At 63.0% G+C, this 20,175-nt stretch carries 19 protein-coding genes and 1 tRNA gene; 10 read left to right on the top strand and 10 right to left on the bottom strand.

Annotated elements, in window-relative coordinates; translation table 11 throughout:
• Window positions 1–153 precede the first annotated feature (153 nt).
• Entirely contained in the window at window positions 154–1,017 is an 864-nt protein-coding gene (locus ACLKMW_RS15700) for a sulfurtransferase (RefSeq protein WP_415725416.1), read from the top strand.
• Between the two features lie 62 nt (window positions 1,018–1,079).
• Here the strand turns inward: ACLKMW_RS15700 and ACLKMW_RS15695 are convergent, their stop codons facing one another.
• Window positions 1,080–1,970 carry a DMT family transporter gene (locus tag ACLKMW_RS15695; protein ID WP_415725415.1) on the bottom strand — a complete coding sequence of 297 codons (891 nt, stop codon included), beginning with the start codon at window positions 1,968–1,970 and terminating at the stop codon, window positions 1,080–1,082.
• Between the two features lie 232 nt (window positions 1,971–2,202).
• Entirely contained in the window at window positions 2,203–3,081 is an 879-nt protein-coding gene (gluQRS, locus tag ACLKMW_RS15690) for a tRNA glutamyl-Q(34) synthetase GluQRS (RefSeq protein WP_415725414.1), read from the bottom strand.
• 75 nt (window positions 3,082–3,156) lie between these two features.
• Here gluQRS and ACLKMW_RS15685 point away from each other — a divergent pair, with 75 nt between their 5' ends.
• Both ACLKMW_RS15685 and ACLKMW_RS15680 read left to right on the top strand, forming a co-directional pair.
• Window positions 3,157–3,807: a DNA-3-methyladenine glycosylase family protein gene (locus ACLKMW_RS15685; RefSeq protein ID WP_415725413.1), complete on the top strand. Its 651-nt coding sequence runs from the start codon at window positions 3,157–3,159 to the stop codon at window positions 3,805–3,807.
• Window positions 3,808–3,928: 121 nt separating this feature from the next.
• Window positions 3,929–4,486, top strand: a complete 558-nt coding sequence (locus tag ACLKMW_RS15680) for an HNH endonuclease (protein WP_415725412.1) — start codon at window positions 3,929–3,931, stop codon at window positions 4,484–4,486.
• 19 nt (window positions 4,487–4,505) lie between these two features.
• Here ACLKMW_RS15680 and ACLKMW_RS15675 read toward each other — a convergent pair whose 3' ends face one another.
• Together ACLKMW_RS15675 and ACLKMW_RS15670 are read right to left on the bottom strand one after the other, a co-directional pair.
• Window positions 4,506–5,021, bottom strand: coding sequence for a disulfide bond formation protein B (locus tag ACLKMW_RS15675; RefSeq protein WP_415725411.1), 516 nt, complete (start codon window positions 5,019–5,021; stop codon window positions 4,506–4,508).
• 28 nt (window positions 5,022–5,049) lie between these two features.
• Window positions 5,050–5,637, bottom strand: coding sequence for a YqaA family protein (locus ACLKMW_RS15670; protein ID WP_415725410.1), 588 nt, complete (start codon window positions 5,635–5,637; stop codon window positions 5,050–5,052).
• Between the two features lie 154 nt (window positions 5,638–5,791).
• Between ACLKMW_RS15670 and ACLKMW_RS15665 the strand changes: the two genes are divergently transcribed.
• Window positions 5,792–5,876: transfer RNA gene (locus tag ACLKMW_RS15665), tRNA-Leu, on the top strand.
• Between the two features lie 70 nt (window positions 5,877–5,946).
• Here the strand turns inward: ACLKMW_RS15665 and ACLKMW_RS15660 are convergent.
• Window positions 5,947–6,510 (bottom strand): redoxin domain-containing protein, encoded by a 564-nt coding sequence (locus tag ACLKMW_RS15660; protein WP_415725409.1) that lies wholly within the window; start codon window positions 6,508–6,510, stop codon window positions 5,947–5,949.
• Between the two features lie 76 nt (window positions 6,511–6,586).
• Entirely contained in the window at window positions 6,587–6,823 is a 237-nt protein-coding gene (locus ACLKMW_RS15655) for a thioredoxin (protein WP_415725408.1), read from the bottom strand.
• Between the two features lie 138 nt (window positions 6,824–6,961).
• On the opposite strand from ACLKMW_RS15655, the gene ACLKMW_RS15650 reads away from it, so the two are divergent.
• Window positions 6,962–7,627, top strand: coding sequence for a MarR family winged helix-turn-helix transcriptional regulator (locus ACLKMW_RS15650; RefSeq protein ID WP_415725407.1), 666 nt, complete (start codon window positions 6,962–6,964; stop codon window positions 7,625–7,627).
• A 30-nt stretch (window positions 7,628–7,657) separates the two neighbouring features.
• Here the strand turns inward: ACLKMW_RS15650 and chrA are convergent, their stop codons facing one another.
• On the bottom strand, window positions 7,658–8,878 hold the full coding sequence (gene chrA / locus ACLKMW_RS15645; protein ID WP_415725406.1) for a chromate efflux transporter: 1,221 nt from the start codon (window positions 8,876–8,878) through the stop codon (window positions 7,658–7,660).
• A 110-nt stretch (window positions 8,879–8,988) separates the two neighbouring features.
• Here chrA and ACLKMW_RS15640 point away from each other — a divergent pair, with 110 nt between their 5' ends.
• From ACLKMW_RS15640 to ACLKMW_RS15630, 3 genes are all read left to right on the top strand, one after another.
• Window positions 8,989–9,963: a DUF6925 family protein gene (locus ACLKMW_RS15640; protein WP_415725405.1), complete on the top strand. Its 975-nt coding sequence runs from the start codon at window positions 8,989–8,991 to the stop codon at window positions 9,961–9,963.
• 68 nt (window positions 9,964–10,031) lie between these two features.
• Window positions 10,032–10,409: a low affinity iron permease family protein gene (locus ACLKMW_RS15635; RefSeq protein ID WP_415725404.1), complete on the top strand. Its 378-nt coding sequence runs from the start codon at window positions 10,032–10,034 to the stop codon at window positions 10,407–10,409.
• Window positions 10,410–10,487: 78 nt separating this feature from the next.
• Window positions 10,488–12,122: an AMP-binding protein gene (locus ACLKMW_RS15630; RefSeq protein ID WP_415725497.1), complete on the top strand. Its 1,635-nt coding sequence runs from the start codon at window positions 10,488–10,490 to the stop codon at window positions 12,120–12,122.
• Window positions 12,123–12,131: 9 nt separating this feature from the next.
• On the opposite strand, the gene ACLKMW_RS15625 is transcribed toward ACLKMW_RS15630, so the two are convergent.
• The 3 genes from ACLKMW_RS15625 to secA form a co-directional block, all read right to left on the bottom strand.
• The gene (locus tag ACLKMW_RS15625; RefSeq protein ID WP_415725403.1) at window positions 12,132–13,421 is read right to left on the bottom strand and encodes a GNAT family N-acetyltransferase; all 1,290 of its coding nucleotides are present in this window, start codon (window positions 13,419–13,421) and stop codon (window positions 12,132–12,134) included.
• Window positions 13,421–14,830 (bottom strand): lipopolysaccharide biosynthesis protein, encoded by a 1,410-nt coding sequence (locus tag ACLKMW_RS15620; RefSeq protein WP_415725496.1) that lies wholly within the window; start codon window positions 14,828–14,830, stop codon window positions 13,421–13,423. The genes ACLKMW_RS15625 and ACLKMW_RS15620 overlap by 1 nt, the downstream gene beginning before the upstream one ends.
• 137 nt (window positions 14,831–14,967) lie before the next feature.
• Window positions 14,968–17,691, bottom strand: a complete 2,724-nt coding sequence (gene secA, locus ACLKMW_RS15615; protein ID WP_415725401.1) for a preprotein translocase subunit SecA — start codon at window positions 17,689–17,691, stop codon at window positions 14,968–14,970.
• Between the two features lie 236 nt (window positions 17,692–17,927).
• Between secA and ACLKMW_RS15610 the strand changes: the two genes are divergently transcribed.
• Entirely contained in the window at window positions 17,928–18,824 is an 897-nt protein-coding gene (locus tag ACLKMW_RS15610) for a peptidylprolyl isomerase (RefSeq protein WP_415725400.1), read from the top strand.
• A 104-nt stretch (window positions 18,825–18,928) separates the two neighbouring features.
• On the top strand, window positions 18,929–20,170 hold the full coding sequence (gene argJ / locus ACLKMW_RS15605; RefSeq protein ID WP_415725399.1) for a bifunctional glutamate N-acetyltransferase/amino-acid acetyltransferase ArgJ: 1,242 nt from the start codon (window positions 18,929–18,931) through the stop codon (window positions 20,168–20,170).
• Window positions 20,171–20,175 lie beyond the last annotated feature (5 nt).

Raw genomic sequence — 20,175 nt, 5'->3', positions numbered from 1 at the left:
CGAGCGCGACCGCCGAACTCACGAAACAAGTTTATGCTCAGCAAGCTTGGTGATAATCTATTCCGGCCTGCAGCTTTTTTTTGAAATTTTGTCCCCCCTCCAGGGGGCGAGAACGGCCTATTTTCGTGTGATCTCATCAAGGAGGCAACGATCATGTCAATTCCAAGTGGCCCTCTGGTCAGCGCGGACTGGCTTCGCGACAATCTCGACAATCCGAACGTGCGCATCTTCGAGGTAAGCGTCGACCCGGGCGTATATGAGGGCGGCCACATTCCGGGCGCCATCAATCTCAATTGGCATACCGACCTGGTCGATACGATCAATCGCGACATCGCGCCGCGCGAAAAATTCGAGGCGCAACTGCGCAGCGCCGGCGTCACCGACGACACCACCGTCATCGTTTACGGCGACAACAACAACTGGTTCGCCGCCTGGGGCGTGTGGATTCTCGACGTCTATGGCTTCGGCGACCGTGCCAAGCTGCTCGATGGCGGCCGCAAGCTATGGGAGGCGAGCAAGCTGCCGCTGACCGCCGACCTGCCCAAATTCGATGCTTCTTCGATCAAGCTGCCGGAGCGCGACAACACGCTGCGCGCGCGCCTTCCCGACGTGCTGGATTTCGTCGAGGGCCGCATTGATGGACGGCTGGTCGATATCCGCTCGCCCGACGAATATACGGGCAAGATCTTCGCGCCGGAGGGCGTCAAGGAACTGTCGATCCGCGCCGGCCATATTCCGAAGGCCGAGAATGTTCCCTGGGCGACCATCGTCAATGAGGATGGCACCTACAAGCCGATCGAAGAAATCCGCAAAATCTATGCGGCGAAGGGCATCGACGGCTCGCGTCCGGTCATCACCTACTGCCGCATCGGCGAGCGCTCGAGCCATACCTGGTTTGCGCTGAAGCGCATTCTTGGCTACGAAGCGCGCAACTATGACGGCTCCTGGACCGAATACGGCAACTCGGTCGGCGTTCCGGTCATCAACGAGGCGGGTACCGTCTGGCTCGGTAAGTAAAGTCTGCAACCTGATGCCGGCGGCTGCCCGACATCCTCGTCAGGCAACCGCCGGCGTCTGCCTCAGCTTGCAGTGGTGGTCGCCGAGCCCGGCCGCTGTGCCGTGGCAAGGCCGACGCCGAAACTCGCCAGCACCATGCCGGCAAGCTGCACCATCGTCAGTTGTTCGCCGAACAACGCCCAAGCCATCAGGGCGGTCACCACCGGCACCAGGTAGAACAGCGACGAGACTTTCGACATCTCTCCGTCGCGGATCAACAGCATCAGCAGGAAGATCGCGCCGATCGACAGCACCAGTACCAGCCAGACCATGGCGAAGATCAATTCGCCGTTGACTGTGACGGTCTGCGTTTCGAACGCGACGGAGCCGGCGATCATGAGCGCGGCGCCGCCGAGATACTGACAGAGCGTACCCGTTACCAGGTCGCCGCCTGTGGCAAATTTCTTTTGCCAGATGGTGCCTGCCGTCATGCCGGCCATGCCGACAAAGGCGGCGGCAAGCGTGGCGAAGGTGACGCCGCCGCTCGCGCCGAACGCCGGCGAGAGCACGATCGCCACGCCGGCGAAACCCGCGGCAAGTCCCGCCCAATGGCGCGGCGTGATTTCCTCACCGAGAATCCGGCCGGCGAAAACGGCGGTGATCAAGGGCTGAAGGCCGGCAATCAGGGCTGCAATGCCGGCGGGCAGACCCTGGCGGATTGCCCAGAACACGCCGCCGAGATAGACACCGTGCATCAGTGCCCCGGCGACGGCGGCGTGGAATGCGTCACGCCGGCTGGTTTTTCGTGCGCCGACGAGCACGGCTAGCAACGCCAATATGGCGAACGCCAGAACGAACCGGCCGGCAAGGAAGGTGAACGGTTCGGCCCAGGGCATGGCATAGCGGGCGCCGATGAAACCCGACGACCAGAGCACGACGAAGGTGGCGGGAATGAGCCGTTTCAAACCTGTCATGTCTGATGAAAACCCTGATGCTTGCCGCCCGATCGGCAAATTTTCGCTTCCAGCGATGATCGCTGAACCAAGCCAATAACGCCCTGCACTAAAAGGACAGTGCGCCCCTGCGGCCCGAATGGACTCAACGACGCTCCGGACCGGCGGGTTCTCTAGCCGGCTTTTGCGCGCCGGGCAAAGCTGAATGATTGAGCCAAGCTATCAGCAGAGTTGAACGAGGCGGCGCATCGCTTCACCAAAGTTTGACCATGCGTCTGATGTCGGCGGGCGTGGCGCCGCCGTCACGCAACGCAGCCAACCCGCTGTCGCCAAGGCTTTTGGACAGTTTCCGCCCGTCCGGCCCGAGAATCAGGCGGTGATGGAAATAGGCGGGCGCAGGCAGGCCGAGCAGTTCCTGCAACAGGCGCTGAACGCTGGTTGCCGCGTAGAGATCGCGACCGCGCACGACATGGCTGACGCCTTGCAGCGCATCGTCAGTGACCACCGACAGGTGATAACTGGTCGGGATTTCACGTCGCGCGATGACGACATCACCCCATTCCTGAGGTCGCGCCTCGACGGCACGGCTGCCGCCCAGGCCCTCGTCGGTAAACTCGGTCCATGCCAATGGTGCGGGCAGGCTCGACAAGGCCGCCTGCATATCGAGGCGCCAGGAAAATGGTGCGCCTTCGGTGATCCGCCGCTTGCGCTCGGATGACGACAGTTGCTTGTCGGTTGCCGGGTAGATCGGCACGCCGTCCGGGTCGCGTGGCCAGTGCCGGCCCTTCGCCTCGCTCTCGGCGATATGAGCGCGAATTTCGCCGCGGCTCATGAAGGCCGGATAGACGAGATCGTCGCGCGAAAGCCTTTCCAGCATATCGCGGTAGGCGTCGAAATGCTCCGATTGACGGCGAACCGGCTCCTCCCATCGAATGCCGAGCCATGAAAGATCGCGCAGGATTCCGGCCTCGAACTCCGGCGTGCAGCGGGTCGTGTCGATATCCTCTATCCTGAGCAGCAGGCGTCCGCCGATCGCCGCTGCCAACTGCTCGTTGAGCAGCGCCGAATAGGCATGGCCGAGATGAAGCTCGCCGTTCGGGCTCGGCGCGAAACGAAAAACGGGCGCGCTCATGTTCGGGCGGGAATTCGGGTTGAAGGGATCATCGAGCGATTGCTACTTTGCCGCGCCGAAAGGGACAAGCCACTCATGCGCCGCATCTCCACGCCTGACGACATCGCCACCGGACTGGAGGCGCTCTGTGCCATCGACCCGCGCCTGCTTCCCGTTCGCGCGGTGGCCGGGAATGTGCCGCTCCGGCTCTCCGAACCGGGTTTCGGCAGCCTCGTTTCCATCATCGTCGCCCAGCAGGTGTCCCGCGCCAGCGCCGACGCTATCCTCGGCCGGTTGGTGAAGCTTGTCGATCCATTGACGCCGCAGGCAGTGCTGGACGCTGGAGAGGAAATATTTCGAAAGGCCGGCCTGTCACGGCCCAAGCAGCGCACCTTGCTGGCGGTCGCGCAAGCTGTGCGCGATGGCCTCGACCTCGACCATCTGTGCGGGCTGGACGCCGGCGAGGCGATCGGCCGGATGACCGCGGTTTCCGGCATCGGGCCGTGGACGGCGCAATGCTATCTGCTGTTTTCTGCCGGTCATCCCGATATTTTTCCGGCGCGCGACGTCGCGTTGCAAAGCGCGGTCGGCCATGCATTGGCGATTTCGCCGCGCCCGGCGGAAAAAGCGCTGATTGAACTTGCCGAATCATGGGCGCCATGGCGAGGCGTGGCGGCGCGGCTTTTCTGGGCATATTACCGCGAAACGCGCGGCCGCGACGCGGCTCCGCCGATACAGGTGACGTAAAACTTGGAATTTCGAGATTTTTCTGCCCCGGTCAAATCGGCGAAAATGCTTCACATCGATGTCATCTAGGGCGTACACTATTTGTGCTCAGGATGTTTCATCAACTCGGGAGTAGCTGCTAGTGACGGTCGCCGTATCTCCGGATGGCCTTCCCGCACTGGTGCTGAACGCGGATTATCGTCCGCTCAGCTACTATCCCCTGTCGCTCTGGTCGTGGCAGGACGCGATCAAGGCTGTCTTCCTGGATCGGGTGAACATCGTCGCCGAATATGAGCATGCCGTATCGTCGCCATCATTTTCGATGCGGCTGCCGAGCGTCGTCAGCCTAAAATGTTATGTGAAGCCGTCGCGCCATCCGGCGTTCACCCGGTTCAACGTGTTCCTGCGCGACCGTTTTCAATGCCAGTATTGCGGCACGCATGAGGACCTGACTTTCGATCACGTCATTCCCCGCCACAGCGGCGGCGCCACCACCTGGGAAAATGTCGTCGCCGCCTGTTCGCCGTGCAATCTGCGCAAGGGCGGGCTCATGCCGGCCCAGGCAAAAATGTGGCCGACGCAGAAGCCTTACAAGCCGACCGTGCACGATCTGCACAATAACGGCCGGCTGTTCCCGCCGAACTATCTGCATGAAAGCTGGCTGGACTATCTCTACTGGGACGTCGAACTGGAACCCTGATCCGGCTCCCCACCGATATTCAAGGCTTTCCCACTGCGCCCCGAAAGGCGATGACCGCGAGCAACAGGCTGGCGATGGCATTCCAGCCGGCGAGCGACAAGCCGAGTATGCGCAGCGCGGCCTTGTCGCATGAGGGCGGGATTACCGTATTGATCGCATCCAATATGCCGCCGCTGCCGCCTTCGGCGGGCGCGACGATCGCGCCGCAATCCGCAGGTCCGGGCCACCAGCCCCATTCGACGCCGGCATGGAAGACGCCGAGATAAAGTCCGTAGAGCATCAGCAGGCCGCCGATGAGAAGCAGGCCACGCGTCATCACGCTCGGCCACTTCATGGTCGAGGACAGTGCCGCCACCGCCATCAGCGGAATGCCGACATAATAAGGCGTGCGCTGTTCCAGACACAGCTTGCAGGGAATGTAGCCGCCGATATGTTCGAAGCCGAGCGCGGAGCCGACGGTCGCGGCCATGAGGACCGCAAGCAGGAGTGCCGCGATCGTCTGGACGCTGCTTGTCGGCTGGGTCAGAGTGGACATGATTCGGGTCGTTCCGGCTGGGCTTCGATCAGAAGACGTATCTGATCAGGATATAGAGCAAAATCAGGGCGGCGGCACCGGCGGCGGCGAGCATGCCGAGGCGCTTTTCGATGAACTCGCGGATCGGCTCGCCATAGGTACGCAGGAGCCAGGCGAGGAACAGAAAACGCGCTCCGCGTGCGACGATCGCCGACAGGACGAATATCCAGATATTGACGTGCATGACGCCGGCCAGGATGGTCACGACCTTGATCGGCGGCAGATGCGACAGGCCCGAGGTGATCAGCATCAGCAGTATGAAGCCCATGCCGCCGGAAGTGCGCAAGGCTTCGAATTCGTCGAACTTGCCGTAGAATTCGAGAATCGGCTTGGCGATCGTCTCATAAGCGTAATAGCCGATATACCAGCCCGCCACTCCGCCGAGCACCGAGGCGACCGTTGCGACTATGGCATAGCGGTAGGCGCGTTTCGGCCGTGACAGGGCCATCGGCAGATAGAGCACGTCGGCCGGAACCAGAAAGACCGAGCTTTCGACGAAGGCAATGATGGCGAGCCAGGCTTCCGCGGATTTCCGCGCGGCGAGCGACATGGTCCAGTCATATAATCTGCGAAGCATGGAGATTTCCGTCGGTGGGCTAGCCCCTGTCTAGGGAGATTTATTCCGAGGCACAATGGCTATCGGAGGGCATCCGGTCACGAAATCGGCACAGACCTGTTGACGAGTGGCCGCTGGACCGTATAGTCCGCAGCCGTCCGCTCGAAAGGGCGAGGCCCCCTTGGCGGAACTGGTAGACGCGCCTGACTCAAAATCAGGTTCCGAGAGGAGTGCTGGTTCGATTCCGGCAGGGGGCACCAGAGACCCGCACGACTATCGCCAAAAGCCACCCCAGCATCCATCCCGCGATGACGCATGCCGGAGCACAGGCTAGACCGGGCAACCCCGATCATCGCAATCCGATGCTGCTTCGGTGCCGGCACTTGCTGCTCCTTCTTCGTGGGTCGGTATGTCCGATCGAGCTTCCCGTATCAGCGCCATGATCTCGGCGCCGAGCTGGAGGTCGGGAATGTGCCCGAAGACTTGGCGTCGAAGCCGCCCGAACCGATCGATGAGGATGAGCGTCGGGGTGCCCTGCATCGCATAGCGCCGCATGGTCGAGGGGATTGGGTCGCCTCGCTCGCCCGGCCGATCGACGCCGACTGGAAATGTGACCTTGTATTCGTAAAGGAATGCGGCGAGTGCCGTCGGCATCATTGCTTCATGGTGCTCGAAGACGGTGTGCAGCCCCACCACCGCCACATCGTTCGTTGCAAACAGGGAGTGGACCTGCCGCATTCGCGGAATGGTTTGCATGACGCATCCAGGGCATAGCATCTGAAAGGCCGCAGCGACGACGACCCGGCCCCGCAAACTCGCGAGATCGAGCGGCCGGTCGGCGTTCAGCCATTGCATGATGTCCCAGTCGGGAGCGGGTTGAAGCATCTTGGTCATATTTTTCTTCTCACGCATGCCAGCAAATCAGTAGGAGAGTGGACCGGCACGGCCCTGCCGGTCCACGGTTTTCAAGCTATTTGAGATCGCTGAGCGCGGCGCCGAAGTTGATGTGGTAGGCTTGACCGTCGAGTACGAAAGCCGGCACGGACTTGACCCCGGCCGCTTCGGCCTCCGCCAGGCGAGCGCGCTGTTCGCCGAGATGCACGATCTCGGTATCGTAGCGGGCCGGATCGAGCGCCGTCGCAAGCTGCCGCTCGGCATCGACGCATACGTTGCATCCGGCATGATAGAAGGTGGCTTTGGTTTTCATGGCTGATACCCTTGTGCTTTCTGATTGACCTTTGCGACGGTGCGAAGGTCGTCCGGTCCTACGCTTTCCGTGGACATTGATAATTAGGAGTGCTAACAATCATCGATGTCAAGTAGATTATTAGGACTCCTAAGTTAGATGGTGGCGATCTTCGATGCGATCAGTGAGCCGATCGCCCGGCGCATAACCGGCGGTCTGGTCAGGATCGGCCTCGTGCTGAAAAGCCGGGCTTGGAAGGGAGCCGGATCGGCTGGCGTGACGCCGACACAAGGCCAGGCGCTCTCGATGTTGCGCGAGGCGCCGGCGGGGCTGCATCTTTCAGCGCTGGCCAAGCTTCTTGGCGTTTCCGCTCCGACTGCGAGCGATATGGTGAACTCGCTCGTCGCCAAGGGCCTCGCTCGCAAGGAAGCGGGAACCGACAAGCGCTCGATCACGCTCAAACTCACCACCGACGGAGAGGCCCTCGCCGCCCGTACGATGGAATGGCCGGATTTCCTTGGCAGCGCTGTCGAGGCTCTCGCGCCGGCCGAGCAGGCGGCGTTCCTGCGCATGCTGGTCAAGCTCATCCGCACCTTGCAGATCAATGGCGATATTCCGCTCCAGCGCATGTGCATCACCTGTCGCCATTTCCGTCCCAACGCGCATGATGGCCCGAACCCGCATCATTGTGCATTCGTCGATGCACCGTTCGGCGATCGGCACCTGCGGCTCAACTGCGCGGAACAGGAAGAGGCGGATGACGAGACGAAGGACGCAAACTGGCAACGTTTCGTCGCGCGGGACGCCATCATCGCCGCTTCATGAAGCACTGACGGCGACCGGATCGTGTCTTGATCAGATGAGCCCGATCAGCATGGCTCCCGAAGCTACGAAAACCACCACAACCCATGGCGGCGTCTTGAGAAGGACAAGCAGGGCGAACCCCAGCAGTGCCAGTCCGATATCGCCTGGTCCGTCCACCGTGCTTGTCCACACCGGGTCGTAAAGCGCCGCGGCGAGAATGCCGACAACCGCGGCGTTGGTTCCACGCATGATCGCCTGCGCGGCCGGGCGGCGGCGAAACGCATCCCAGAACGGCAGCGCGCCGATGACGAGCAGGAAGCCCGGCAGGAAGATCGCAAGCAGGCAGATGGCCGCGCCGGCCATGCCGTTCGGCTCCGGACCCATCACCGCGCCGAGATAGGCCGCGAAGGTGAACAGAGGTCCGGGCACTGCCTGCGCGGCGCCGTAGCCGGCGAGGAAGGCGTCGGTGCCGACCCAGCCCGGCTGCACCACCTCCGCCTCAAGCAGCGGCAAAACGACATGACCACCGCCGAAGACCAGCGCGCCGGCGCGGTAGAAGGCATCGAACAGCGAGAGGCCCTGAGAGAGCCCCGAACTCGCGGCCAGCGGCAACAAGACCAGCAACAGGAAAAACGTCAGTAGCGCGGCGCCGCCGACACGCTTCGAGACCGGAAATGCGAGTTTTCCGATGGTTTGCGCAGCGTCTTGGCGGCACAGGTAAAAGCCGGCGAGCCCGCCAAGCACGATCGCGGAAAGCTGTCCGGTCGATCCTGCAACGAAGATCGCAGTCAACGCCGCAATTGCCGCGATGCTGGCGCGCTGGACGTCGGGGGCCAGCGTTCGCGCCATGCCCCAGACGGCCTGGGCGACGACGCAGACCGCGACCAGTTTCAAGCCGTGAAGCAAATTGTCTCCAACCGGGCCACTGAGCGCCGTTGCGCCGGAGGCGAAGAGAAGCAGTAGAATTGCGGATGGCAGGGTAAAGGCGGTCCAGGCGGCAAGCGCCCCGAGCGGGCCGCCGCGTAGCAGGCCGAGAGCGAAGCCGACCTGGCTGCTGGCGGGACCGGGCAGGAATTGGCAAAGCGCCACCAGATCGGCATAGCCGGCCTCATCGATCCATCGGCGACGAACGACGAATTCCTGACGAAAATAGCCCAGATGCGCGATCGGCCCACCGAACGAGGTCAGCCCAAGTTTGAGGAACGCGGCAAAGACTTCCGCAGGCGGACGCAAGACGCTCGGCGCGTTTGTGTCTGCTTGCTCCTTCGGCATTCGCGCCACCTCGCCCTTCCATCAACGCCGGGGCAACATAGGCGGCGTTGCGATTTTTTGATAGGCGGCCGATAGACGAGCCGATCTTTCTTCGAAGAGGATTGACCCGCTTGGCTGCCACCCAAAGTTCTTTCGACTGGCTCGCTGAGGCACTTGGCGCTTCGACGTGGCGCTGGAGCCTGGGGGCTTTCGGCGCGATCGGCGCATTCTCTCATGATCGGGAGCCAACTGTGGTGGCCGCAACCGATCAGGCACTTGTGGTGCGCTCGGCGGCGGCCTCCTTGCGCATCGAGCGCATTTTCCAGCTTCGGCCGGTGGCGTTCGAGACGATCAGCTCCGTTCCGCGCCTGTGGAACCACGGCATCGCACTTTGCGTCGCCGAACACGCGTTGTTTGCCCCTCAAAGGGCCGGGCTCCTGGATGCGGGCGAGGATGGCGCCGCGATCAGTCCCGCCGATCGGCACAAGCGGTGCTTCGACATCGGCATCGCCAGCCGGCAGGCCCGCGTCAAGCTGCGCTCCGGCATGGATGGCATGCATGAATTGCTGGCAGGATGGCAAGGTGCAACCTTCTCCGAACTTCCACGTCCGCTCCTCGGCGAACTCGCCGCAAGCGATCTCGACTGGATCATCGAGACGCCGGTCGGCCGCCTGGAGGTGATGCATACGACGGCGCAGACGATTTCCGGATCCTATCCCGCATTTCTCAGCCCAGGCCTTCTTGGAAGCGGCCGCACCCACGCACGCACAACGCCGATTCCGACGGGATTCGTGCCATGCGGATATGGCTTTCCGCCGCATCCATGTCAGGGGAAGATATTCGACCGGCAGGCACATGCGCGTTTCCAGTCGATGCTGGACCGGTTCGGCTTGCCGGAACTGGTATGCTTCAAGCGCAAGGTCGAGGCGGCGCTCGACCGTCGCCAGTTCGAGCCGCCGTCGATCAACTCGCGGCACGAGCTCTCCGTCGTCCGGGTCACACTTCGCCAAAGGCTGCTGACCGATCCGGGTTTTGACTTGCGGCCCTGGCTGGAGGTTTACGATCATGCGCTGCTGAGGTCGCTGGATGCGGCTCGGCGGAACTAATGATCATCTTTTCCGTTCAGATCAGCGCTGCTGGTATCTTGCCTCCAAACGCCTGATCGGGTTGTTAAATGTCTCTCAGCAAAACGTTCACTCACGTTGCGAACCGGGTTGCGCATGCGGCGGGCATGCCGATGACATTCATCGCCTGCTGCGCGATCATTGTCGTCTGGGCGGCGACCGGTCCGCTTCTCGGCTTTTCCGACACCTGGCAACTGATCATCAACACCGGCACGACAATCATCACCTTCCTGATGGTGTTCCTGATCCAGAACACGCAAAATCGTGACGGCGCAGCCATGCAGGCGAAGCTCGATGAACTGATTCGGGTCGGCAAGGGCCAGAACCGGTTCATCGGCATCGAGCACCTGACCGAAGCTGAGGTCGAGGAATTCAGGAAACGTTGCGAGCGGGCCGCCAAGCGGGCCGAAAGGGCTGCCACGGAATAGCGCTTCGATTGACGCCATCACATCCCCGGCGATATTCCGGACAGGGGTTTTCCTCGTGTGGGACCGCGGATGACATTCATGCTCGAGCGGCGCGACAGCTACGATCTTCTCTACCACGATTTTCGGTGGGTCATCCCCAGTCGGTTCAATATAGGCACGGCCGTATCCGACCGCTGGGCAGCGATCGAGCCTGACCGTACGGCGCTGCTCGACTATCATGCGGAAGGCGAGCCTGAACGGTTGACCTTTGGCGAACTCGCCGCTCGCTCCAATGCCTTCGCCAGGGGGCTGAAGCGGCATGGTGTCCGGCGCGGCGACCGCGTGGCGCTACTTTTGCCGCAAAGTTTCGAGACGGCCATCGCCCATGTCGCGATTTACAAGCTGGGCGCCATCGCCGTGCCGCTGGCGCTGCTGTTCGGGGCGGAGGCGTTGCGCTATCGGCTCGGCGCCGCCGGCGTAAAGGCGGTGGTCACCACTTCGGCAGGAGTGGCGAAACTTCGCAATATTGTCGGCGAACTGCGCGATCTCGAACAGATCGTTTCGATCAACGGTGCCGAAGCCGGGGCCGATGACTTCCACAGGATGATCGCCGACAATCCGGCCGATCACATTGCGGAAGACACCGGCCCTGACGATCCGGCGATGATGATCTTCACCTCCGGCACCACCGGCCAGCCGAAAGGAGCGCTGCACGGGCATCGCGTTTTGCTCGGCCATCTGCCGGGCGTGCAGATGCACCATGAGTTCCTGCCGCAGCCGGGCGACCGGCTGTGGACGCCTGCCGACTGGGCGTGGGCGGGCGGGCTGCTCAATGTACTGTTGCCGGGGCTTTATTTCGGCGTGCCGGTGGTGGTGGGGCGCTCCGAGAAGTTCCACCCCGAGTCTGCGCTCCTGCTTGCCGAAAAGATGGCGGTGCGCAACGCGTTCATTCCACCGACGGCGCTGCGCATGTTGAGAACGGTTCCTGACATCGGCAGGCGCTTCAAGCTGTCGCTGCGCACCATCGGTTCGGGTGGCGAATCGCTCGGCCGCGAAACCTTCGAATGGGCGCGGGCCGAACTCGGCTTGGCGATCAACGAATTCTACGGCCAGACCGAGTGCAATCTCGTGCTATCTTCGATGGCGGTGCTCGGCGTCAGCCGCCCGGGCGCGATCGGCAAGCCGGTGCCGGGCCACACGGCCGCGGTCATTGATGGCGAGGGGCGTCGCCTCGAAGCGGGAGAGCCCGGTCAGATCGCGATCCGGCGGCCTGATCCGGTGATGTTCCTGGAATATTGGCAAAACCCTGAAGCGACCGCCGCCAAATTCATCGGTGAATGGATGACCACCGGCGATCAGGGGACCGAGGATGAGGACGGCTATGTGCATTTCTTCGGCCGCGACGACGATGTCATCACCTCGGCGGGTTTCCGCATCGGGCCGGGCGAGGTGGAGGATTGCCTGACCGGCCATCCATCGGTGGCGCTGGCGGCGGTGGTCGGCAAGCCCGATCCGCTGCGCACCGAACTGGTCAAGGCCTATGTGGTGCTGAAGCCGGGTACCGTCGGCGACAGGCGGCTTGCGGACGAGATCAGGACCTGGGTTCGCGAGCGGCTTTCAGCGCATGAATATCCGCGTGAGATCGAATTCGTCGAAGACCTGCCGCTGACGACGACGGGCAAGGTTATCCGCCGCCAGTTGCGTGAGCGGGCAAGGAGAGAAGGCGAGCGCTGAGAGACGATTTCAGCGCCGCTTGAAAAGACTTTTCACCCGGTTGCGCAGGATGCGCGCCATGTTGCGGGATTCGCGGTAGAGGTGAAGCTGGCTTGCGGCCTGGCGCGTGGCCCGGTCTGCGCCGGGCGTCAGGCCGACAAGAATGGTTCCCATCGGCTTGCGTTCGGACCACAGCCTGCTCATGACTGGATGGTCGGGCACTGCGCATGAATCGGTCATGTCGATATTCGGATCGTCGAGATGCTGCTTTGTAACCTCGATCATCAAAAGCACGCCAGGCGAATAGGCGGCATATTTTTCGTCATAGGTGGTCTTCCACGTGTAGGCACGGCCCGCTTCGACCAGCACGATCACGCTGGCGATCATTTCTCCGTCGAGTGTCAGCGAATGCACCCGGCATAAATCCTGTTCGGCCAGGCGGTGCAGCGCCTCGCGGGCGAATGCAGCCCGGTAGCGGTCGATCGCCATGGCGGTGCGCCGCCGGCCTTTCCAGCCAGCAGCCTCGAGCGTCAGGAAGGCTTCGATCCCATGGCGGATCTCGTCCTGCCCGCGTGCCACGACATGCTCCAGCTTGCCGGTGTCGGCCAGCCGCCGCTTCAGCCGGCGGAATTCGCGGTAGTGATGCGCCCGCAGCGAGGCCTTGAGATAGTCGTCGCCTTCCAGTTCGCTTTCGAGGGCCGGTCGCTCGAACTCGCCTGTCGTCGTCAGCGGCAGGCCACGCGTTTCGGCAACATTGCGCAGAATTGCCGCCACGGTGCCGTCAAGGCGCATGTCGGGCAGCACGAATACCTTCGGCAGCCGCAGATGCGGGCGCGCCAGGATCGCGAAGAAATCCTCGACGACGCCTGCGGGGTCGTCGCGGTCGAGCAGCGGAGTGCCAAGCGGGCCAAAGGGGCTGGACCAGGCGCGCATGATGGAAATGCCAAGCGGACCGGTTTGGCGTTCCACCGAAAACGGCACCAGCAGACGCAGCCGGCTGCGCTGGTCGTCGTCGCCGTCGCGCATGACCGCCAGCCGCACCTCACGGTCTTCCAGGCGCGGCATTGCCGGGGCGAGAAAGCGCGGATTGAAGAATATGTTCGGCTCAACCGTTCTGACGCAGAGGTGGTCCAGTTCTTCGATCAGGTCGAAGCCGGCGGAAGCAGGATAGATGGACAGACGACGCGGCGGCCGGCGGCTTTCGAGCAGCTCGGTCCGCGGTTCTTCGCCGAGTTTGTCGCGGCGGTAGTCGGCAAGGCCCGAAATCATCGCGCCGGAGGGACCGCCGCTCGTTTCCTCAAGAAGGGGTATGGCAGCCATCAGGGCCTCTCCCTGGTGAGTTGCGGCGGCGCGAGGATCGCCATGACGATGCCAAGCTTGCGCCAGACCGTGAAGGACAGTGCCAGCGCTTCGAAGACCATTGCGGCGGAGGTGGCGATCGCCGTGCCCCAGAGACCGAATTGCGGAATGAGAAGCATGTTGAGCGCTATGTTGATGGCAAGCGTCAAGGCAAAGACCAGAGCGCAGATATTCTGGTTTCCGCTCATCGTAAGCAGGCTCTCGCATGGGCCAACGGCGGCGCGCGCAAGGACGCCGAAGACGAGCGGAAACAGCAGCGGATAGCCGGCGACGAAGCTCGGCCCGAACAGCATCAGCATCGGCTTGCCGAGCGCCAGAAGTCCAAGCGCCATCAGCAGGGAAGGCCAGAAGGTCCAGGAAACGGTTTCGCGGGCAAAGGCGGCCAGCCGGCCGGGATCACCATGCGTAAACTGTGCATAGCGTTGCGCCACGCCGGCCCTGACGGCGAAATAGACGAAATGCACCAGCGACAAGACCTTGACGGTGGCGAAGTACACGGCGACGTCGTCCGGGCTCATGTAGAAGCCCACCATCAGCACATCGGCATTGGTCACCAGAAAATAGAATCCCTCGACCAGGAAGATCGGCAGGGAAACCACCAGCCAGGCGCGCAGATGCACCTTGCGCGGCCCACCGGGCACGCCACGGCCTACTCGAGCAGTTACCGTCACGAGTTGAATGACGGTGGTGACGTAGGTCGCCAGGATCGCCGCGATCATCGCCGTTTGCGCGGTCGGCGCGAAGCCTGCCAGCAATGCGGCGGCCATGAAGGCCAGAATCAGGATCGGGCGAGTTATGAAAGTGGGCGACAGCGCCGATATCGCCCAGGAATGCGCCCGAGCAATTCCCTGGAGCACGTCCGATAGGGCAATCATCGGCAGGCAGAGCACGCCGAGCAGGAACGGCACGACGTAGTAGCTGTCGATGGAATCGGCGAATAGCCAGATGCCGAGCGCGCCGGACCCTGCCACCGCCGTCGCGGCCACCAGCGCGAACATCCGGCTGGCGACCAGCACGCCGCGCAGTTCGGCGAGCATGTGCTTTTCTCGGAATTCGGGAATGAAGCGGATGACGGAGGTCTGGAAGCCGAAGCAGGACAGATCGCCGACAATGACCACGGTCAGCCAGACCAGCACGAAGATGCCGAATTCGAAGCTGCCCATCCAGCGGGCCAGAAATACCTGGCTGGCAAAAGCGATGACAGCGCTGACGATACGGATGGCAAAGGCGATCAGCGACATTCGCCCGGCCACGCCGCGTTCATCGGCGGCGAAAAGGGCCGCGTCGACGCGGCCGAGCAGCGGCGCGACCCTCAGCGCAAGGCGCGCAGGCAAAAGTCTTTCTGCCGTCGATGCCGCGGAAAACCGCACCCCGTACACTCCGATTTCCGTCAGGGAGGCTTATGCAAGACTGTTTAAGAAACGGTTCGGGACGGGGGACAGGAGCCGAACATGAAACGGCCCGGCGCGAGGCCGGGCCGTTTCATGCCGGTTGATGCCCGAGTGGTTCAGGCGAATGCGCCGTGGCAGTGCTTGTATTTCTTGCCCGAACCGCAGGGGCAGGGCTCGTTGCGTCCCACCTTGCCCCAACTTTGCGGATTGCTCGGATCGCGTTCTTCGGCCGGCACGACGCGCGGGTCTTCCAGAACCGCCGTAGCGACATCGCCGAAGGAATCCTCGCCGGTATTGGCGTCGAAATGATGCCCATGCGTGGCCGGAGCCTGCGGGGGTGGCGCTTCGGCAGCTTCGCGCACCAGTTCGACGCGCATGAGCTGCGCGGTGACCGCCTGGCGAAGGTTGCCGAGCATCGCCTGGAACAGCTCGAAGCCCTCCGACTTATACTCGTTCAGCGGATCGCGCTGGCCGTAGCCGCGGAAGCCGACAACGGAACGCAGGTGATCGAGATTGACCAGATGCTCGCGCCACAGATGGTCGAGCGTCTGGAGCACGATCGAGCGCTCGACATAGGTCATCACCTCGGGCCCGAACCGCTCAGCCCGGTCGGCCGCGGCAGCGTTGGCCTGTTCGGTGATGCGATCGCGGATATCGTCTTCGGCGATGCCTTCCTCCTGCACCCAATCCTCGATCGGCAGATCGTGATTGAGATACTGGAGGACGCCTTCCTTGAGGCCCACGGCGTCCCACTGTTCGGAATAGGCGTTCTCGGGAATATGCTTGGCGACAAGGTCGTCAATGACGTCCTGGCGCATCTCGGCGACCGTTTCGCCGAGATTCTCGCCGTCCATCAGTTCGAGGCGCTGCGCGAACACGACCTTGCGCTGGTCGTTCATGACGTCGTCATATTTCAGCAGGTTCTTGCGGATATCGAAGTTGCGCGCCTCGACCTTCTTTTGCGCCTTTTCCAGCGCCTTGTTGATCCAGGGATGGATGATCGCCTCATCCTCCTTGAGGCCGAGCTTCTGTAGCATGCCGTCCATGCGCTCGGACCCGAAGATGCGCATCAGATCGTCCTGCAGCGACAGGAAGAATTTCGAGCGGCCCGGATCGCCCTGGCGGCCGGAGCGGCCGCGCAACTGGTTGTCGATGCGGCGGCTCTCATGCCGCTCGGTGGCGAGCACGAAAAGCCCGCCGGCGGCAAGCGCCTTTTCCTTGAGCCGCGCCACGTCGTCATGGATCGCCTTCTCCCGAGCTTCGCGCTCGGGTCCGGCCGGCATATCGCCAAGTTCCTCGGCGATCCGCATCTCGGCGTTGCCGCCTAGCTGAATGTCGGTGCCGCGACCGGCCATGTTGGTGGCGATTGTGATGGCGCCCGGCTTGCCGGCCTGCGCCACGATCGCCGCCTCACGCTCGTGATGACGCGCGTTCAGCACCTCGAAATTCTTGAACCCATCCTTGCGCAGGCGCTCGGCGAGCAGTTCCGACTTTTCGATGGAGGTCGTTCCGACCAGCGTCGGCTGGCCCTTGGCGTGGGCTTCGCGGATTTCGCGTACGATGGCCTTGTATTTTTCCTCGACCGTCCGGTAGACCTCATCGTCTTCATCAATGCGCTGGACCGGAACGTTTGTCGGAATTTCGGTGACGCCAAGACCGTAGATGTTGCCGAACTCTTCCGCTTCGGTCGCCGCCGTGCCGGTCATGCCGGCCAGCTTCTTGTACATGCGGAAATAGTTCTGGAAGGTCACCGAGGCCAGCGTCTGGTTCTCGGGCTGGATCGTCACATGCTCCTTGGCCTCGAGCGCCTGGTGCAGGCCTTCGGAGAAGCGGCGGCCCGGCATCATGCGGCCGGTGAACTCGTCGATGATGACGATCTCGCCATTGTTGACGATGTAGTCCTTGTCGCGCTGGAACAGGCGATGCGCCTTCAGCGCGTTGTTGACGTGGTGGACGATGGCGACGTTCTCGACGTCGTAGAGCGACTCGCCCTTCAGATGGCCCGCGCCGCGCAGCAGGTTTTCCAGTTTCTCGGTGCCGTCCTCGGTGAAGATCGCCGTCTTCTGCTTCTCATCGACCTCATAGTCGTCCGGTCCGAGCTGGAGGATGAAGGCATCGATTGTGTTGTACATTTCCGAGCGGTCCTCGAGAGGGCCGGAAATGATCAGCGGCGTGCGCGCCTCGTCGATCAGGATCGAATCGACCTCGTCGACGATCGCGTAATTGTGACCGCGCTGCACCATCTGGGCGCGCTCGTACTTCATGTTGTCGCGCAGATAGTCGAAGCCGAGCTCGTTGTTGGTGGCGTAGGTGACGTCGCAGGCATAGGCGGCGCGCCGCTCCTCGTCTGACAGGCCATGGACGATGACGCCGACCGACAGGCCGAGGAATTTGTAGATGCGGCCCATCCAGCCGGCGTCGCGGGTCGCCAGATAGTCATTGACGGTGACGACGTGGACGCCCTTGCCGGCGAGCGCGTTGAGATAGACGGGAAGGGTGGCGACCAGCGTCTTGCCTTCGCCGGTGCGCATCTCGGCGATCCCGCCTTCATGCAGCACCATGCCGCCGATGAGCTGTACGTCGAAGGGCCGAAGGCCGAGCACGCGGCGCGCGCCCTCGCGCACCACCGCGAACGCAGGAACCAGCAGGTCGTCGATATGGGCGCCGTTGGCCAGGTCCTGGCGGAATTGCTCGGTGCGGGCGCGAAGCTCGTCATCGGACAGCGCGCGCATCTCGTTTTCCATGGCGTTGATCGCCTGGACCCTGGGTCGCGCCGATTTGACACGGCGATCGTTGGAGGAGCCGAAGATTTTGCGGGCAAGGCCGCCAAAACTGACCATCAAAGGGCCTTTCAGTTCGAATTTCCGACCGGGGGCGCCGGCGAAGCCGCCATGATAGGGTCAGAACAGGTTCAGACAACAAGGCGCCCGGAAAACGGCTCTGGACGCAAAGCCGATGGACAGATAAGAGGGGGCACAGGCGATGTCAACGTGGCGGCGTCGATGGCGGCCGTGCCGAATTTGGCCATATTTGTGCCGGCTTGAAGGCCCTGCCAATCCCCACGGAGAGTTTTTTGATGCCTTTTTCGATTCGACGCGCGTCCCTTGCCGGCCTTGGCGCCCTGCTGGCGCTCGCGGTTGCGCCCGCTACATTGGCAATCGCGCAGGAAACCGCGCCTGCGGAAACGCCCGCACCCGCTCCGGTCGATCCCGAAGCAGTGGTGGCGACGATCAACGGGCAGCCCATCACCGAAGCAGATCTGAAAATCGCCGAGGATGATCTCGACCAGCAGTTTTCGCGCCTGCCGCCTGAACAGCGCCGCGCGGCCGCCCTTTCGGCGACGATCGAAATCCGCCTGATGGCAGCCGAGGCGCAGGCGAAGGGCCTCGACAAGACGCCCGACTTCCAGCGCCGGATGACGTTCCTGCAGGAGCGCGCGCTGCACAGCGCCGTCGTCGATGCGGAAGTGAGCAAGAAGATCACCGACGAGGACGTTCGCGCCCGTTACGACAAGGAAATGGCCGACACCCCGCCGGTCAATGAAGTCAAGGCGCGGCACATATTGGTGAAGACCAAGGAAGAAGCCGAGGCTGTCATCAAGGAACTTGACGGCGGTGCCAAGTTCGAAGACGTCGCCAAGGAAAAGTCGTCCGACGGCTCGGCCGCGCAGGGCGGCGATCTCGGCTATTTCGGCCCCGGCCAGATGGTGCCGGAGTTCGAGAAGGCGGCATTCGCGCTCGAGGTCGGCGCCTATAGCAAGGAGCCTGTGCAGAGCCAGTTCGGCTTCCATGTCATCAAGGTCGAGGACAAGCGGGCCAAGCAGCCGCCGGCCTTCGATCAGGTCAAGGACCAGGTCCGCTCGTTGCTGCTGCGCGACAAATATTTCGAACTGGTCAAGTCGCTGCGCACTTCCGCCAAGATCGATGTTGCCGATCCGGAGCTGAAGAAGGCCGTCGACGCCATGGCGCAGTAAAAACGGCCTGCTTTCGCTCCACTCCAAGCCGTGAAACCGCCTTGCGCGGTTTTACGGTATCGGGCAAACCGGCAGGGTTTCCGTATTCCACAGATCGAGATGCCATGTCCGAGACGATTTCTCCGCTCGCGCCCAGGAAGTACCCGAAGATGCCCGCAGTCGAGGGCACCGCCATCGCCACCGCCGAAGCGGGGATCAAGTACCGCAACCGCACCGATCTTTTGACGATGGTGTTCGACGCGGGCACGACGGTCGCCGGCGTGTTCACCCGTTCGAAATGTCCCTCGGCGCCGGTCGATTTCTGCCGCGAGAATCTCGGCGCCGGCAAGGCGCGCATCCTGGTGGTCAATTCCGGCAATGCCAACGCGTTCACTGGCAGCAAGGGCCGCGAATCGACCACGGCAACCGGCAAGGCGGCAGCGCAGGCGGCCGGCTGCACGCCGAGTGATGTATTCCTTGCTTCAACCGGCGTTATCGGCGAGCCGCTGGACGCCGGCCGCTTCAGCCATCTGCTGGCCGGCATGGTCAAGGAGGCGAAGCCGGACCTGTGGGTAGAAGCCGCCAAAGCGATCATGACCACCGACACCTACCCGAAGGTGGCGACGGCGACGGTCAGGCTGGGCGACGCCGAGGTCACCATCAACGGCATTGCCAAGGGTGCCGGCATGATCGCGCCGGACATGGCGACGATGCTTTCCTTCATCGCAACCGATGCGCCGATTTCCGCGCCCGTGCTGCAGGATCTGTTGTCAAAGGGGGTTGGCTCGACCTTCAATGCGGTGACCGTGGACAGCGACACTTCGACCAGCGACACGCTGCTGCTGTTCGCCACCGGGGCGGCCGCCGGGCGCGGCGCGCCGAAGATCGACGACGCCAAGGATGCCCGTCTCGCGCAGTTCAAGCGAGCGCTCAACAAGATACTCAAGAACCTCGCGCTTCAGGTCGTGCGTGACGGCGAGGGCGCGCGCAAGCAGGTGGAAGTCACCGTCACCGGGGCGAAATCGGCGCGCTCGGCCAAGCGCATCGCGCTGGCGATCGCCAACTCGCCGCTGGTCAAGACGGCGGTCGCCGGCGAGGACGCAAATTGGGGCCGCGTCGTCATGGCGGTCGGCAAGTCCGGGGAGCCGGCCGACCGCGACCTGTTGTCGATCTGGTTCGGCGACAATCGCCTGGCGCATAATGGCGAGCGCGATCCGGCCTATTCCGAGGAACAGACTTCCGCCTACATGAAGCGCGACGAGATCGTCATCCGCGCCGACATCGGCATCGGGCGCGGCAAGGCGACGGTCTGGACCTGCGACCTGACCAAGGAATATGTCGCCATCAACGGCGACTACCGGAGCTGACCGCA

Origin of the sequence: Borborobacter xinjiangensis (assembly GCF_047739745.1) — a bacterium.
Lineage (GTDB): Bacteria > Pseudomonadota > Alphaproteobacteria > Rhizobiales > Rhizobiaceae > Pseudaminobacter.
This window is presented reverse-complemented; position numbering and strand designations above follow the sequence as displayed.